At 67.0% G+C, this 13,094-nt stretch carries 12 protein-coding genes and 3 pseudogenes; 3 read left to right on the top strand and 12 right to left on the bottom strand.

Going from position 1 to position 13,094, the window contains the following annotated elements; genetic code table 11:
• The first annotated feature begins 273 nt into the window (after window positions 1–273).
• On the top strand, window positions 274–1,110 hold the full coding sequence (locus tag ACFYXB_RS41185; protein WP_389590261.1) for a hypothetical protein: 837 nt from the start codon (window positions 274–276) through the stop codon (window positions 1,108–1,110).
• A gap of 491 nt (window positions 1,111–1,601) precedes the next feature.
• On the opposite strand, the gene ACFYXB_RS41180 is transcribed toward ACFYXB_RS41185, so the two are convergent.
• The gene (locus ACFYXB_RS41180; RefSeq protein WP_388508190.1) at window positions 1,602–2,093 is read right to left on the bottom strand and encodes a DUF6624 domain-containing protein; all 492 of its coding nucleotides are present in this window, start codon (window positions 2,091–2,093) and stop codon (window positions 1,602–1,604) included.
• A gap of 222 nt (window positions 2,094–2,315) precedes the next feature.
• Here ACFYXB_RS41180 and ACFYXB_RS41175 point away from each other — a divergent pair, with 222 nt between their 5' ends.
• A complete protein-coding gene (locus ACFYXB_RS41175) occupies window positions 2,316–3,062 on the top strand; it encodes a phosphotransferase family protein (protein ID WP_389590259.1) in 747 nt (248 codons plus the stop codon).
• 76 nt (window positions 3,063–3,138) lie between these two features.
• Here the strand turns inward: ACFYXB_RS41175 and ACFYXB_RS41170 are convergent, their stop codons facing one another.
• From ACFYXB_RS41170 to ACFYXB_RS41135, 8 genes are all read right to left on the bottom strand, one after another.
• A complete protein-coding gene (locus ACFYXB_RS41170) occupies window positions 3,139–3,939 on the bottom strand; it encodes an IS5 family transposase (protein WP_389590288.1) in 801 nt (266 codons plus the stop codon).
• Between the two features lie 319 nt (window positions 3,940–4,258).
• On the bottom strand, window positions 4,259–5,362 hold the full coding sequence (locus tag ACFYXB_RS41165) for a lipase family protein (protein WP_389590257.1): 1,104 nt from the start codon (window positions 5,360–5,362) through the stop codon (window positions 4,259–4,261).
• Between the two features lie 65 nt (window positions 5,363–5,427).
• Entirely contained in the window at window positions 5,428–5,703 is a 276-nt protein-coding gene (locus ACFYXB_RS41160; RefSeq protein ID WP_389590286.1) for a thiamine pyrophosphate-dependent enzyme, read from the bottom strand.
• A 26-nt stretch (window positions 5,704–5,729) separates the two neighbouring features.
• Window positions 5,730–6,053, bottom strand: coding sequence for a hypothetical protein (locus ACFYXB_RS41155; RefSeq protein ID WP_389590255.1), 324 nt, complete (start codon window positions 6,051–6,053; stop codon window positions 5,730–5,732).
• Window positions 6,054–6,265: 212 nt separating this feature from the next.
• Window positions 6,266–6,787, bottom strand: coding sequence for an ATP-binding protein (locus tag ACFYXB_RS41150; RefSeq protein ID WP_389590253.1), 522 nt, complete (start codon window positions 6,785–6,787; stop codon window positions 6,266–6,268).
• A 3-nt stretch (window positions 6,788–6,790) separates the two neighbouring features.
• Window positions 6,791–7,021 (bottom strand): hypothetical protein, encoded by a 231-nt coding sequence (locus ACFYXB_RS41145; protein WP_389590251.1) that lies wholly within the window; start codon window positions 7,019–7,021, stop codon window positions 6,791–6,793.
• A 213-nt stretch (window positions 7,022–7,234) separates the two neighbouring features.
• Entirely contained in the window at window positions 7,235–8,683 is a 1,449-nt protein-coding gene (locus ACFYXB_RS41140) for a hypothetical protein (RefSeq protein WP_389590249.1), read from the bottom strand.
• Window positions 8,684–8,752: 69 nt separating this feature from the next.
• A complete protein-coding gene (locus ACFYXB_RS41135; RefSeq protein ID WP_389590248.1) occupies window positions 8,753–9,121 on the bottom strand; it encodes a hypothetical protein in 369 nt (122 codons plus the stop codon).
• A 448-nt stretch (window positions 9,122–9,569) separates the two neighbouring features.
• Between ACFYXB_RS41135 and ACFYXB_RS41130 the strand changes: the two are divergent.
• Window positions 9,570–10,214 (top strand): annotated as a pseudogene (locus ACFYXB_RS41130) (transposase); the annotation flags it as partial.
• A gap of 2 nt (window positions 10,215–10,216) precedes the next feature.
• Here ACFYXB_RS41130 and ACFYXB_RS41125 read toward each other — a convergent pair.
• From ACFYXB_RS41125 to ACFYXB_RS41115, 3 genes and pseudogenes are all read right to left on the bottom strand, one after another.
• Window positions 10,217–11,031: pseudogene (locus ACFYXB_RS41125) on the bottom strand (phosphorothioated DNA-binding restriction endonuclease); the annotation flags it as partial.
• A 253-nt stretch (window positions 11,032–11,284) separates the two neighbouring features.
• A complete protein-coding gene (locus ACFYXB_RS41120; RefSeq protein WP_389590246.1) occupies window positions 11,285–11,989 on the bottom strand; it encodes a hypothetical protein in 705 nt (234 codons plus the stop codon).
• A 478-nt stretch (window positions 11,990–12,467) separates the two neighbouring features.
• Window positions 12,468–13,094 (bottom strand): annotated as a pseudogene (locus ACFYXB_RS41115) (hypothetical protein); the annotation flags it as partial.

The following is a 13,094-nucleotide window of genomic DNA, read 5'->3' as shown; positions in this document are numbered from 1 at the left end:
TAGGGCACGCGCATCGCGCCGCCGGCGCCTTGTACGCCTCGTCGGTCCCGCACGGGATGTTGGCCTGGGCCAGGTTGTCGCATCGCTGCGCAGCCCCCGTCCTGCTCCTTCACGGCACGACAGGTCCTACAACAGAGCGTCGGCCCGGTAGCCCATCCACCGAACCGGGGAGCCTTCCCGGCCCCTTATATTGGCCTGCGGAAACGTCCGTGCGTGCCGGGGGATTGAGCGCTCTTGCGATCAGGTAGAACGCGTCGAGCGGCCGTGGCCGCCATGCTCTGCGCCGTTGCCGTGCTGTTCCTCGGTGCGTGCGGGACACAGGTGGCCGGTCAGGGGGCCGGGAGGTCACACGCGCCAGCGGCGACCGAGCCGATCCCGTGGACCACGGCGCAGCCGTCCGCGGTCACCGGAGCCCATCTCAGCAGCGACCGCCGCACGCTGCTCCTCGACACGCAGGTGCCCAGTGGCGCACACGCGTGCATGCGCGAGCTCAAGGCAGTACTCACCGACCCGATAACAGACCTCGTGCGGGTGCAGGTCACCTTCACCTCGCCGTCCGGGGACAGGGCTTCCGGGTGCACCAAGGAGAGCACGGCCACGGCAAAGGTCAGGCTGCCCGAACCACTGGGCGACCGGGACGTGATCGTCGACAACTACACGCGCTTCACCGCCGATGGCGCCAAGCCGCCCGCGCTGCGGTTGTGCGGGAAGCTTGGCTGCACACCGCCGACCACCGGCTGCACCGCCAACTCCTACGATCAGGCGTTGATGGCCGTCGACGCGCCCGAGCACACGTACCGGGACTCGGAGAAGTGCGACGGCAAGTGGCTGGTGCTGGACTTCTCCTGGCGTACGGGACCGGCCTGCAGCGACTCGACGGACCCTGCCTGCTCATCCCGGCTGGGCGACCGCTGGTTCTTCCGGGCGAAGAAATCGGGCTGGGAGCCGATCGTCCGGACCTCGGCCGGAGGCTGCCGGGACGTGCAGCGCAAGGAGCCCACCTTCCCGACCTCGCTGTGCGTGTCACTGGTGCCGCTGTCCCCCTCTCTGCACCCGAGCTATCCCCCGCCGTCCGCCTCTCCGACGACCGGCGTGCCCGTGGCCGGGTAGACGTGCCAATTTCCAGTCGAGCAACTCGCCAGGAGCCGCGTCCAGTAGTCGACGTCGATGTAGCCGACGTCCATAAACACCAACAGGCCGCCCTCAGGCGTCCGCGGGCTAGTGCTCGTCACCTATCGAAGATCAACAATCTCGGCTGATGGCGTTCAAGCGCGCAGTAGTCTGCGTTACGGCGCGAGTGTCGCCAGCGTGGCCGCCGCTTCCTACGGACCAGCTACGGCGGAGGATCGGTGATACCGGTTGCCGCATGACTGTTTCGACTCCCTTTTGGGAGAAACCCTCGCGGCGGGGCGGAAGCCCCGCCGCCCTTGATCCGGTTCAGCCGATCAAGGACCGCACGAACGCCCCAGCGCCGATGAAGGATGCCCTGGGCAACGCCAGAACGCCGGTCACTGCAGCCGCATCACCGGCCTACCGGGCTCTGGCATGCGCTGGTGCCGTCTTCCTGCCGCGGAGTTGAGAGCGCTGGCGTGCGCGGGTTCCTATTCCCGCATGCGCTGGTCGTACTCGGCGTGGGGCTCCAGGTCCATGGCTGCCCGTCGTTCGTCGAGGTGCTCGGGATCGGCAATCGGCTGGGGGCGCAGGCTCGTGCCGTCGGCGTCGTGGGTGTACTGGGTGCCGTACAGCTGGGGCTGGCCGTCGGCAACCAGGACACGGTCGGTCAGGTACGCGAGATGCCGAGGACAAGCATCGTCGACGGAGACTGCTCCCTGCAGCAGTTTCAGGGCCTTCCTCTGGAACGGCACATCCCGATCGGCGTGCTGGGCGAGTAGCCATGCGTCCTCGGCGCCCTGCTCGCCCACGAGGGAAATCCCTGGCCACCCGTACTCGGTGGTGATGGCTTTGAGCCATGCGGTGTTGGAGGCATCGATCTGCGGAAGGTCTCCGGCCTCGCCCGTGGCCAGCCAGTGTTGCCTGGCCATCTGATCAGCTTCAGCCCGGCAGCGCAGCTCAGTGGCGAGTTCACGGTTCACGGCATCCTCCGCAGCTCGCAAATCGGATAGGGCTGTCGCAACTACGGACCCTCGTCGACTGGTTGGTCGGCAGCTTAAGGACTCCTAACAAAAGTGGTGGGCTTGACCTGGTCAGCGGTCGGTGTCGTGCACGAGGCCGCCGGGTAGCGGGACGCGGTCAGCCGCGCAATCGCACGCGATAAACCCGGCGACGTCGACGGTCATCCCGGGATACTGGTCGCCATGGATGAGGTCAAGGTCGTCGTCGCCCATTCCGAGCGCGCGACCCTGCGCGTCGGCGATGTGTTCCTGAAGGTGGATGCCGATCAGGCGCGCATCGACGTCGAGGTCGAGGCGATGGCCTTGGCGCCGGTCCCGACCCCGGAGGTCCTGTGGCGCAAGCCGCCCGTGCTCGCGATCGCCGCGGTCCCGGGGACGCCGCTCGGCCGCCTCGGCGAGCCGTCTGCCGCGTCGCCGGCGGCGTGGGCCATGGCGGGTGCCGCCATCCGGAAGTTGCACGACGCGCCGTTGCCGCCCTGGCCCGGTCGGGGCGGCCGGGGCCTCGACGAGTTGGCGGCGGATCTCGACGGCGAGTGCGAGTGGCTCGTGACGAACGGCGTCCTTCCCCCCGACCTGGTCACCCGCAACCGCCAGGTCGCGGAGGCCGCGCTCCGGCCGTGGACTCCGGTGTTCACGCACGGCGACCTGCAGATCGCTCACGTGTTCGTCGACGGCGACGAGATCACCGGCATCATCGACTGGTCCGAGGCGGGCCAGGGTGATGCCTTGTTCGACCTCGCCACCTTGACGCTCGGACACGAGGAGCACCTCGGCGACGTCGTCGCCGGCTATGGCACCGACGTCGACCTCGAGGTGATCCGCGCATGTTGGTCGTTGCGAAGCCTGCTGGGGGTTCGCTGGCTGGTCGAGCACGGCTTCGACCCGTCCGCGCCGGGCTGTGAGGTCGACGTGCTGAGATCCCGGCTGTGAGGCTGCGCGGGCCCGACTGCTGTGAGTACGTTCTGACGCATCGAGCAGGCCATCCCCTGGGGCGCATCGCCTGCCCTTACTCCCGACAAAGTGCGGTGCGGAGTCGTCGCCAGCAGATGACGGCGCAGCCGAGGGTGACGAACGCGTGGTGGATGTCGTCGCGGATCTCCCAGCGGATGCGCAGGCGGCGGAACCAGTGCAGCAGCGCGATCGCTCCTTCCACGACCCAGCGGTACACGCCCAGGCCGGAGCCGTGCCCGGTGCCGCGCCGGGCGAGGTGCGGGGTGATCTGGAACCGGCGGACCTTGTCCCGGTAGACCTCGTGGGCATAGCCGCGGTCGGCGTACAGGTGCTTGGGGCGGCGCAGTGGCTTGCCGCGCTTGCCGCGGATCGGCGGGACGGCCTGGATCAGCGGGATCAGTTGGGTGACGTCGTTGCGGTTGCCGCCGGTGGTGATCGCGGCGCGCGGGATGCCGTGCGCCTCGACGATCAGGTGGTACTTGCTGCCGGCCTTGCCCCGGTCCACCGGGAACGGACCGGTGGCCGGCCCGCCCTTCATCGCGCGGATGTGGCTGGAGTCAACCGCTGCGCGGGAGAAGTCCAGCAGGTCTGCGGCCCGCAGCTCGGAGAGCAGCAGCTCGTGCAGGCGCTGCCAGACCCCGGCCTCGTTCCAGTCCCGCAGCTGTCGCCAGCAGGTCATCCCCGAGCCGAAGCCCAGCTCCTGGGGCAGAAACTCCCAGCGGATCCCGGTGTAGAGCACGAACAGGATCCCGCACAGCACCTTGCGACTATCCAGACGCTTACGACCCGGACGTCGCGGATTACGCGGGACGACCGGCAGCAGCGGCTCGATGCGCGCCCACAACTCGTCATCGATCTCCCACGGCCTGGCAGCGGTCTTCCTCGTCTCGACTGGCTCGCACCCCCTTCGGCCAGCATCAACGAGAACTGACACACCGTCATTCCTGGAGGTCTAGAAGCCTCATCTTTGTTAGGGGTCGTAAGACGGTCAGGCTCCCAGCCCAGTGCCCGACACCCTGCGGCAGCAGGCCGCCACCAAGAGACAGCGGATCCTCGATCTGCTGCTGGCCACGCGCCGCGAACGCCGCCAGGGGGCGAGCGAGCCGCGTGCGGTCCTCGGGCCCTGGGACCGCGGCGACCCGCCCAGCACGGAGGTCTGCGGTACTTGGCCCACCTCAGGACGTGGAAGTCCGTTCCCGCTCGAATTCGCTCAGCACTCCCGGGGTGGCCAGCTTTGCGATGTAGTGATGTGGAGCATGATCCTCGATCGAGTAACAAACGAATGAGGGTTGAATGAATGAGGGAAGGCGAGCGAATCGAACAACACGGTCGGCGACGGCTTGGATCTTTGCACCGATCGGACGCCAGCGTGCGATCAGAGTGCTGGCCACGGGGATTCTCCGCCCTACGAACTCAATTGGAGTGAGCGCAAATTCAGTCATACGCGCCTGTCGTGCGGGCACGTTGCGGCGCCAGCACCTACTCGGGCTCTCCAACCCAGGCGGATCATTCAGATAGCGGAATTCAGTCCCGAAGTGAGCGAACGGTCCTGCCACGGCAGGCGGAAGGTGGGGCACAATATCGTTGCGATGAGCGTGTCGAATCACCTTGCCCTCAAGAAAAAGATCTTCCTGACACATCCGGGCGAACTCGACATTGCCGATCATGGGCTGCCCATAGGTGTACACTGCCCTGAAAGCTTTCCGGACCTGACTGTGCTTTGGGTCCTGATCTTTGCTCAACATCACCGCTGCCATAGCAGCCATGGCTCCACCCAGGCTGTGTCCCGTGATGTACAGCACCTCCGGCCCGATGCTCACCAGTTCCGCCATGACGTCGTCCCACGTTGCTCGCGTGCTGCGGTAGAACCCGCTGTGGACGCGCAATTTTTGCCGGTCCGGAGCCTGCGGGAATGAATACGTCTCCGGTTCCGTATCGATGTTGGTCAGCCAATCGGTGAGATCCGCTATCTCGGTGCCTCGGTAGCACAGAATGGCCACCTTTCCCTCGCAGGCTCGAACCACAAAAGCCGTGCTGTCGATGAACATCGCGTCCACTGACAGTTCGATCGGCTTGCAGGTGTTGTCGCGCAACCCCACGCGCGCAAGTCTTTTCCTGAGGGTGTCCTTGTCGGAACCTCCCGTTACTTCTGCGTACGCATAACCGGCGCATATCGCCAGCGCGTAGGCGATCTCTGCGTTCCGTTCCCCCTGCGAGTCTGAGAGGATACGGCACAGTTTGGGATAGATGACCTCGTCATGGCTCCGGGCGTCAGACATAACTGCTCCTCTTGGTTCCTGCGCACATCTCTGTTTCCGGTGCTCCGCGTCCGAACAGGGTGCGATCAGTCGCGGAAGCGCGCCTCGACGGCCTCAACGAGAGCGTCGATCAGGCCGTCGGGCGAGGGGTTGTAGTGCGGGACGGCCCAGCGCGTGATTCTGGCGTCGATGACTGTGGGCCGACCGGAGGTCAGTGCCGCGCGAAATGCGTCCTCGAACTCCTCCAGCATCTCGACGCGATAGCCGTCGACGCCGCACGCACGCGCGTACGCCGCGAAATCCGGGTTCTGGAACTCGACCAGACCGGTCTCTCCGTATGCGTAGAGCTGAAAAAGCTTGATCAGCTTGAACTCCTCGTCGTCGAAGATTACCCAGATGACTGGGATCTCGTTCTCGACAGTTGACGGACCCCGCTCGCGTTGGACAGCCGGACCGTGACCGGGTAATCCGCTCCGGGCCTAGCGAAATCCGTCTGCAAGGCGTCAGGAAGATCGTCGTGGAACCTCAGTCTGGCGTTCTCCACACCAACGACCGCCTTGGCGTGGAAAGTTCGTTGAATGGCGGCGGAGCCGCTGCGCTCCTTCACCTTGAGCTGCACCCGCAGGAGGTCGCGTGCGAGCCGCTCGCAGATCAGCCGCTCAGCCTCAGGGCTCCCGCTGACATATTGCTCGTACTGCTCCATCTCGTGCATGCGTGCCTCTTTCCGGAGGGGGCCACCGCCACACGGAGACATGCGGGCCGTCCGGGACGAGGCGTCCGTACACGGAGTCCTTGCCGATAGCCGTAGGTGCTCTTCCCCTACATTTCATAATCTTTGAGGACATACGCTGTGGTGTCGCGAAGAGTCGAGCACTGGGGTGAATCGTGGCAGGGTCGAGAGCCGCTGCCTGGTCGCCCTCGTCCTCACCTGTATGAGGAAAACAGGGCCACCAAGAGGTGTCTGTTGACAGGACAAGCAGTACGGCCGCGTCTTCGCAACGTTGAAGGGACAGATCCGCAACGCCACTGGCCGACGCACCGACCCGGATCTGCAAACACTGCCGCCGCGGCGATGCGATGCAGGGCTGCCGGTGGGCGGCCCGCAGAAAGACGGCGGCTGCTGGTGATGAAGGCCAGGGTTCCCAGGTGGGCCACCGCCTGCCGCTTCAGGCCGCGCAGGTGGGTGAAGTCGAACTCCTCCAGCGTCTTGCGGGCCGGGAAGCGGGCTGTGCGGATGCGGCCTTCGCCGCCGTGGGCCTCGCGGACGACGACCTCGCGTTGCAGGCAGGCGGCCAGGTACTCCTGATGCGCCCACGATTCGGCGGCGGCGCGTTCGGCAAGCCGATCGGCAGCCTCCAGCAACGCCGGCGCTTTGAGCGCCCGGCTCAGGAAGGCCAGCTCAGCGGTGACGTCCCGGGAGGTGGTGGTGCGGGTTCGAGCAGGCATTGCTCATTCCTCTCCTGCCTTGCCCTCAATCACGTGGAAAACCCGGCAGTGCAGCACCAGCAGGACTCCGCCCGCCCCAGGCGTGGCCACGCCGCCGCTGCTGCCGGTGACCTCCTCCAGCGCCTCGTCCCCGTCCTGCTGGTCGGGGTGCCTGGCCTCTTGGTCCGCCAGGCACTGGCGGTAGACCACCTCGGCCGCCTCCAACCGGCCCACCTCCGCCTCGGTCTCGGCCAACTCCTTGCGCAGTTGCCCGGCCCGCTCCTACAGCACCACCCGGCGCTCCATCGCAACCAGCACGTCCGGCGTAGCGGGCATCACCGCAGGTGGGGGGTTACTCCGTTGGTTTTTCGGCGAGGACTACCGGAAAGCCTCGAACCCGGAACGGTTCAGATGGCTGCTCTGGCAGAACGCGGGACCGAACAGTGCGGATTGCGCCCCGTGCCTCCCTCAGCCGATCGGTGGACGTTGCGAACGGGCCCCGAGGCACTCGGCGTTGAAGTTCGCGACGATGTAGTCCCAGGCGGCCTTCGCCTCGTCAAGGACGAACGAGGGTTCACCCCGCAGGAAGGCACTCCAGGCCAGGCGGGGCAGGAGCCAAGCGCGCCACCAGGTGTTCTGTCTGGTCGAAAACATGATCCGGTCCAGGCCGTCGACGTGGCACAGGCCGAAGTAGTGGCCGAGTTCGTGGATCGGCACGTACTTCCAGACCTCGTCCGGGGTGTTGTCGATGAAGGTCGCGCCGGAGGTCTTGTGCCCGCTCAGGCCGCAGGCGCTTTGGCGCAGATTGCTGGTCAGTCCCCTCAGCTTATCCGTGTACCGGAAGACGCCGACGACGACGGGGTGGCAGAGCTCGGCCCGCGCCGCGGTGTCGTCGGCCGTCTTGTCGGTTCGGCCGATGACCTCGATGAGAAACGTGCTCAGTGAGCCCTCCGCGTCCGCCTTGTCGTAGCCGTCGTGGACGATGTGGGGTGCCTTGGTCACCGGGACGGTGGTCCGGTCGAAGCTGAGCATCAGCGCCAGCTCGCGGCCCTTCTCCTCGGCCGTGGTGGCCTTCGTGTCGAGGGCACCGTCGCGCATGGGCAGGACGATGAAGGCGGGGCCCCGCGCTCCGCGGGAGCTGAGGTAGGTGTCCAGTTCGTCCTCGGAGATCGGGTTGTCGACCTCCCCCAAGCCGCCTCCACCGACCACGTCCCCCTTTTTCAGGGTCTTGTAGCGCTTGCGGTTCCAGAAACCCTCGTTGAATTCAAAGCCGCACAGCTCGCGTAGGTTGATGCGCCCCTGCTCGTGCAGTACCACGAGATTGGGTACGGCCGGCTCGCGCGGCGAGGGTGTCTCCGAGTCCAGCACGGTGCGGAAGGCGGTGGCCTTCAGCCGCAGCCCGAACGCGCCGTGGTCGAGGTGAATGGCCTCCTTGATCTCGGCGAGGGTGCTGCCGGTGTACGCCGCCTCCAACAGCCCGCGGACGTGCTTCTTCAGCCGTGTCTCGTTGATCTCGTCGATGATGAAGCCGATGGTCTCGCCGAAGGGCGCGCGAACGAGCCGGAGGGCTCCCAGGACGACGCCGATGCCGATGCGGAACAGACCGTCCAGGATGCGACGCCAGTCGAGGGTGAAGATGCCGACGATGACGTCCCACAGACCGCCCAGGACGTCCCGGACGATGTCGAGGAGGGTGGTGATGATCTCGCAGTTGATTCGGGTGACCCATTTGCCGACGGTGACCACCACCCACCGTACGACCTTCACCAGGTAGGTGACGAACCAGCAGAACCAGCTCCGCGGGTCGTACCAGTGGTACTTCTTGCACTTCTTCTCCTGGCGCTCCTCCCACTCCTCGATGGGCTTGGAGACCTGCTCCTCCACCCATTCCGCTATCTCGGTGCAGACCAGAGCCATCGGACATCGTCCTTCCTGATCTCACGGGCCGGCGTACCGGCAGGGTCTCGCTGCCGCACCCGCGGCCGGTTACGCCCCGCTCATGCGCCTCAGCAGGGCGCGGAGGCGCAGGCAACTCCACGCCAGGCCGAGCAGCTTGCCGACGACGGCCGCACCGACGCCGACCAGGAGGGCCGTCCCGACCGGGGCCCACGACCAGCCGTGCCGCGGGAGTTGGAGTACGAGGACTGCGGCTGTGGCGATGGCGAAAGCCGCCATCCCCACCGCACAGCCACAGTCATTGAACAGACGGCGGATTGCCTTGGCCGATCGGTCCTGTTCCTCGGCGGCGAGCCACGGAGTGCGGACCATGACCTCATCGACGGATGGGCGTCCCAGCCAGCTCGCGAGCCTGGCCGCCCCCTTCAGGTCATCGAGGGATTCCAGCGTCAGATGCATCGGACGGTTACCGCCCCTGGCGAACGGGCGGGCGCTATGGGGAAGCCTTGACGCAGGCTCACGGATACGGGCATGGCGCTGATGTCCCATCAGGAGGACTCCGATTGGCACCAGTTGGTGCAAATCCCCCTACACGGTAGGGTCCCCGCACACACGCGGACACAAACGACCGACCGGTGGCCGCTCGCCCACGCGGCCCGTCTTGCGCAGGGCACGGCAGGTGCCATGGGTCCACAGGACGGTGAAGGCATCAGACATGCCATGATCCTATGAACGAGGACTGACAGCTTCCGCGGGACAACGCTCGTGGAGACTCGGTTGCGTCCAGGGAAGTGGTCTACGGGTTCGACCTGATCCGGGGGTTTGCTCCAGCGTCGGGGTGAGGCCGCATAGACGAACGGCCACCGGCTGATCTTCGAGATGTCGAAGCTCGAAGGAGATCAGCACGATGACCTCACCCGACAGTGTGCCCCTGCACGCCCTCGCGGAAGACAACCTCACCGCTGCGAGTCCCGACCTGCTGCGCGCGATGGTCAAGACGTTCGCCGACGCGCTCATGTCCGCCGAGGCCGACGCCCTCTGCGGCGCCGAATACGGCCAGGTCAGCGACGAACGCGTCAACCACCGCAACGGCTACCGCCCACGCGAGTGGGACACCCGCGCAGGGACCGTCGAACTCGCCATCCCCAAGCTGCGGCAGGGCAGTTACTTCCCGCACTGGCCTCTCGAACGGCGCCGGCGGGCCGAGCAGGCCCTCGTCTCGGTCGTGGCCACCGCCTACCTGCTCGGCATGAGTACTCGCCGGGTCGAGAAGCTTGCCGAGTCCCTCGGCGTCACCCGGCCGTCGAAGTCCCAGGTCAGTGCGATGGCGAAGCACCTGGACGAGCAGGTCGCCGCATTCCACAACCGGCCCCTGGACCAAGGGCCTTACGCATTCGTCTGGGTGGACGCGCTGACCCAGAAGGTCCGCGAGGGCCGCCGCATCATCAACGTCCACGCACTGATCGCCGTCGGGGTCAACGCCGACGGCCACCGCGAGATCCTCGGCATCGACGTCGCCACCGACGAGGACGGCGCCGGCTGGCTCGCCTTCCCTGCGCTCCCGGTTGTGCTTCGGGCTACGTACCAGCGGGAGACCTGGATCCGCAGGTCCGGCCCGAGTCCCAGCACGCCGAGGTCGAAGAGCGTGTGGTGCAGGGAGCACAACGCCAGCCCGTTGCTGACTTCGTCCGGCCCGTCTTGGCGTGCCAGCGCACATGGGCGGCCTCCAAACCCACCGGATTGCGGCCGATGGCGCCATCGAACCCGCAAAAGGCGCACGCGTAAGCGTAGGCGTGCAGGACATCCTCCACGAAACCCGGCCGCCGTGCTCGCCGCTGTCTTGGCCCCGGGACGGAGATCGCGTGCGTATACCAGCTGGCCGACTCAAGGCCGACAGCGTCACAGATGGGTGCTTGAAGAGCCGGGGTGAAGTGCTGCTGAAGCAGGAGCCCGGCAGCCGCCACCACGGTGCCCGGGTCGGCCAGCAGCCTCTCCACCTCGGGGTGCATACGGCCATGGGCGCCTTGGGCGCGCAGCCACGCTCCCCGATCCGGATCGGTCGGACCTATCGGCTGGCCGACGCTGTCACGCAGCTCCCACAGGATGCGTTCCAGGTGCACGAAGGGCATCGCGGCACGCTGCTTGGCCTGTGACGGGTTGGTCATCGCCGGACCGAAGTCGTTGATCAGCCGGCTGACGGGGCCTTCGGCTTCGTCGTAGGTGACCGCAGTACTCCCCGAGGTGACGAACCGGCCCAGCAGCCACAGCACCAGCAACGGCTTGTGCGGCGCGCGATGCGCTCCGATCCGCGCCTGTCGCAGGCCCGACAGCGTGCTCATCAGTTCGTCCCGTGCCGCCCACCCTGCCATGATCCGCGAGGAGGCGTGCCGACGGTGCAGGCGGGCGACAGCCGCCAACGCCTTTGCCCCCTGGCTGAGCGGTCGACGCTCTGCCAGGGCTGCGCAGCCGCCGTGGGCCTGGCGGACATACGCGGCACGATCGACCGCCGGCGGGTCAGTGGTCGGCCTGCTGCATGTGCTCGTGGACGAAGCGATCCGCTGAAGTCCCGTGCGCCACGCCCTCATACCCCCGGCTCGTGGAACGCCAAAGACTTCCCCCGTGTCAGGCAGGGCTGCACCAGACGGTGACGACGATGTCGTGTCCCAGCGTGTCGTCCACGACACGGTGCAGGGCAAGATCGACGACACGATCATCAAGGGGACGGAAGGGGTAGCTGGGATCCGGCATTCCCAGCAGCGGTCCCAGCGCGTCGATCGCGGGCTTCCACAGCGTGGACCAGTTGCGCCGCCCGGACACCTCAAAGCACAGCACCAACCGCAGCGCATCCCCGGGAATCGGTTCGCTCTGCACCGCACGGCAGGCCCGATGGAGCGTCTGCTTCCAGGCGGGAGAGGTGGCGGACATGCTCGTCCGCACGGAGAAAAGCGGCTCGGCTTGTTCTGCGTTGCCCGGGCTGTGCAGCACGGCCGGTCCGATGGCAATCGTGGAGTGGGTCGCGTGCCGTTTACGGGCGAAGAACGCATCGAAGCGGCCGGCCCCGAATCGGCGGGCCAGCGGGAACAGGTAATTGTCCAGGTCGCGGCCACCGCGGGTCAGCGCCACCTCGCGAGCCAGGCCGACATCCAGCACCAGCGCCAACGGGGCACCGCCCTCGGCGACGGCCTGAGGGGCCAGGGCCACCACGGAGTCCAGATAGGCGCCAAGGCGCTGCTGACTTGGATGGCCGGCCGCATCCCAGCTCTCCAGGACCGGCGGCACCAGCAGCCTGACGGGGGCGACAGCAGGCGGCGAAAACAGTACAGGCACGCTCCCAGTCTCCCCCGACCCGGCCTGTCTGAAGTCCCCGGATCGGCCCAGACGTTCCACCGTGCCCAGCCGACCCCGCGGCCGGCAACCCCGGCCCTGGGCCGGCCCGGCCGGGTGCGCACGGTGAGGGCACCGTCCGGGCAGCACCCAGAGCACGACCCGGACGTTCATGTGGAGGAGAAGACATCACTCAAGAGGAACAACAGACAAGCCCTTCCACGGCAGGCCATCCGCACGAATCACCCACAGCTGGATTCGGGTTGATGGCAGGAGCTGCTGCCAACACTCCCGGCCTGTCGGCGTCCCGGCGCGGGGGCGGGCGCCGCCCGGGCCCGTGGTCCTGCTGGTACGGGGCCGTAGGCCGAAGGCGCGGTGATCCGGCACGGGTTGCCTTGAGGCCATCACGGAGCGACGCGCGCAGTGCGCCGTTGTTCGGTGGTGGTGCTTGCGCCTGAGGCGATCAAGCCATCGTGTGGCGTCAGCCGTGGTCGTCCCAGTCCGGTGCGCAGAACCGGGCCTCGCTGACCACCCCGTCCCCGGCTCTAGTGGCTCGCACGTACATGTTGAGCCCATCCGGTCCCAGGTCTCCGCCGCAGCCGATGACCAAACCGATGTCGTGATCTTCGACGTACTGGGTCAGCACCGCGTCGACAGCGGACAGCGCCATGCCGATCAGCTGGATGCCGGCAAAGGCGACCTGAGGACCGGTGCGCCCATGCACGGTCACCGCTCCCAGGGCAGGAACGCCCTTCGTGTACCCGTAGTGGGCGCTCACCCCGGCCTTTTTGTACACCGGCCAGGGATAGTGCCGTTCACCGAGTTTCAATGAATCTCGGTGATTCGCCCATTGCTGGGTGAAGGTCCCCGCCTCACTCAATACCGGGAGGTATCGATGCGGGGTAGACGCTTCAACGCCACCTGCCCCGCTGGGCGGGGTCTTACGGTCGGCTCCACGTCCGTTTCGCGTCTCCGGGCCACTCCCGGCGACGTGTCGCTCTACCAGCGCGGCGAGGTTGAGCGCCGCGTTCTCGTCCCTGTCGATGACCAGTCCGCAGGGCTCGCACACGTACATCCGTATCCGCAGGGGCAGTTTGGGTTTCACTGC

Source organism: Streptomyces sp. NPDC002619 (assembly GCF_042889305.1).
Taxonomy (GTDB): Bacteria; Actinomycetota; Actinomycetes; order Streptomycetales; family Streptomycetaceae; genus Streptomyces.
This window is presented reverse-complemented; position numbering and strand designations above follow the sequence as displayed.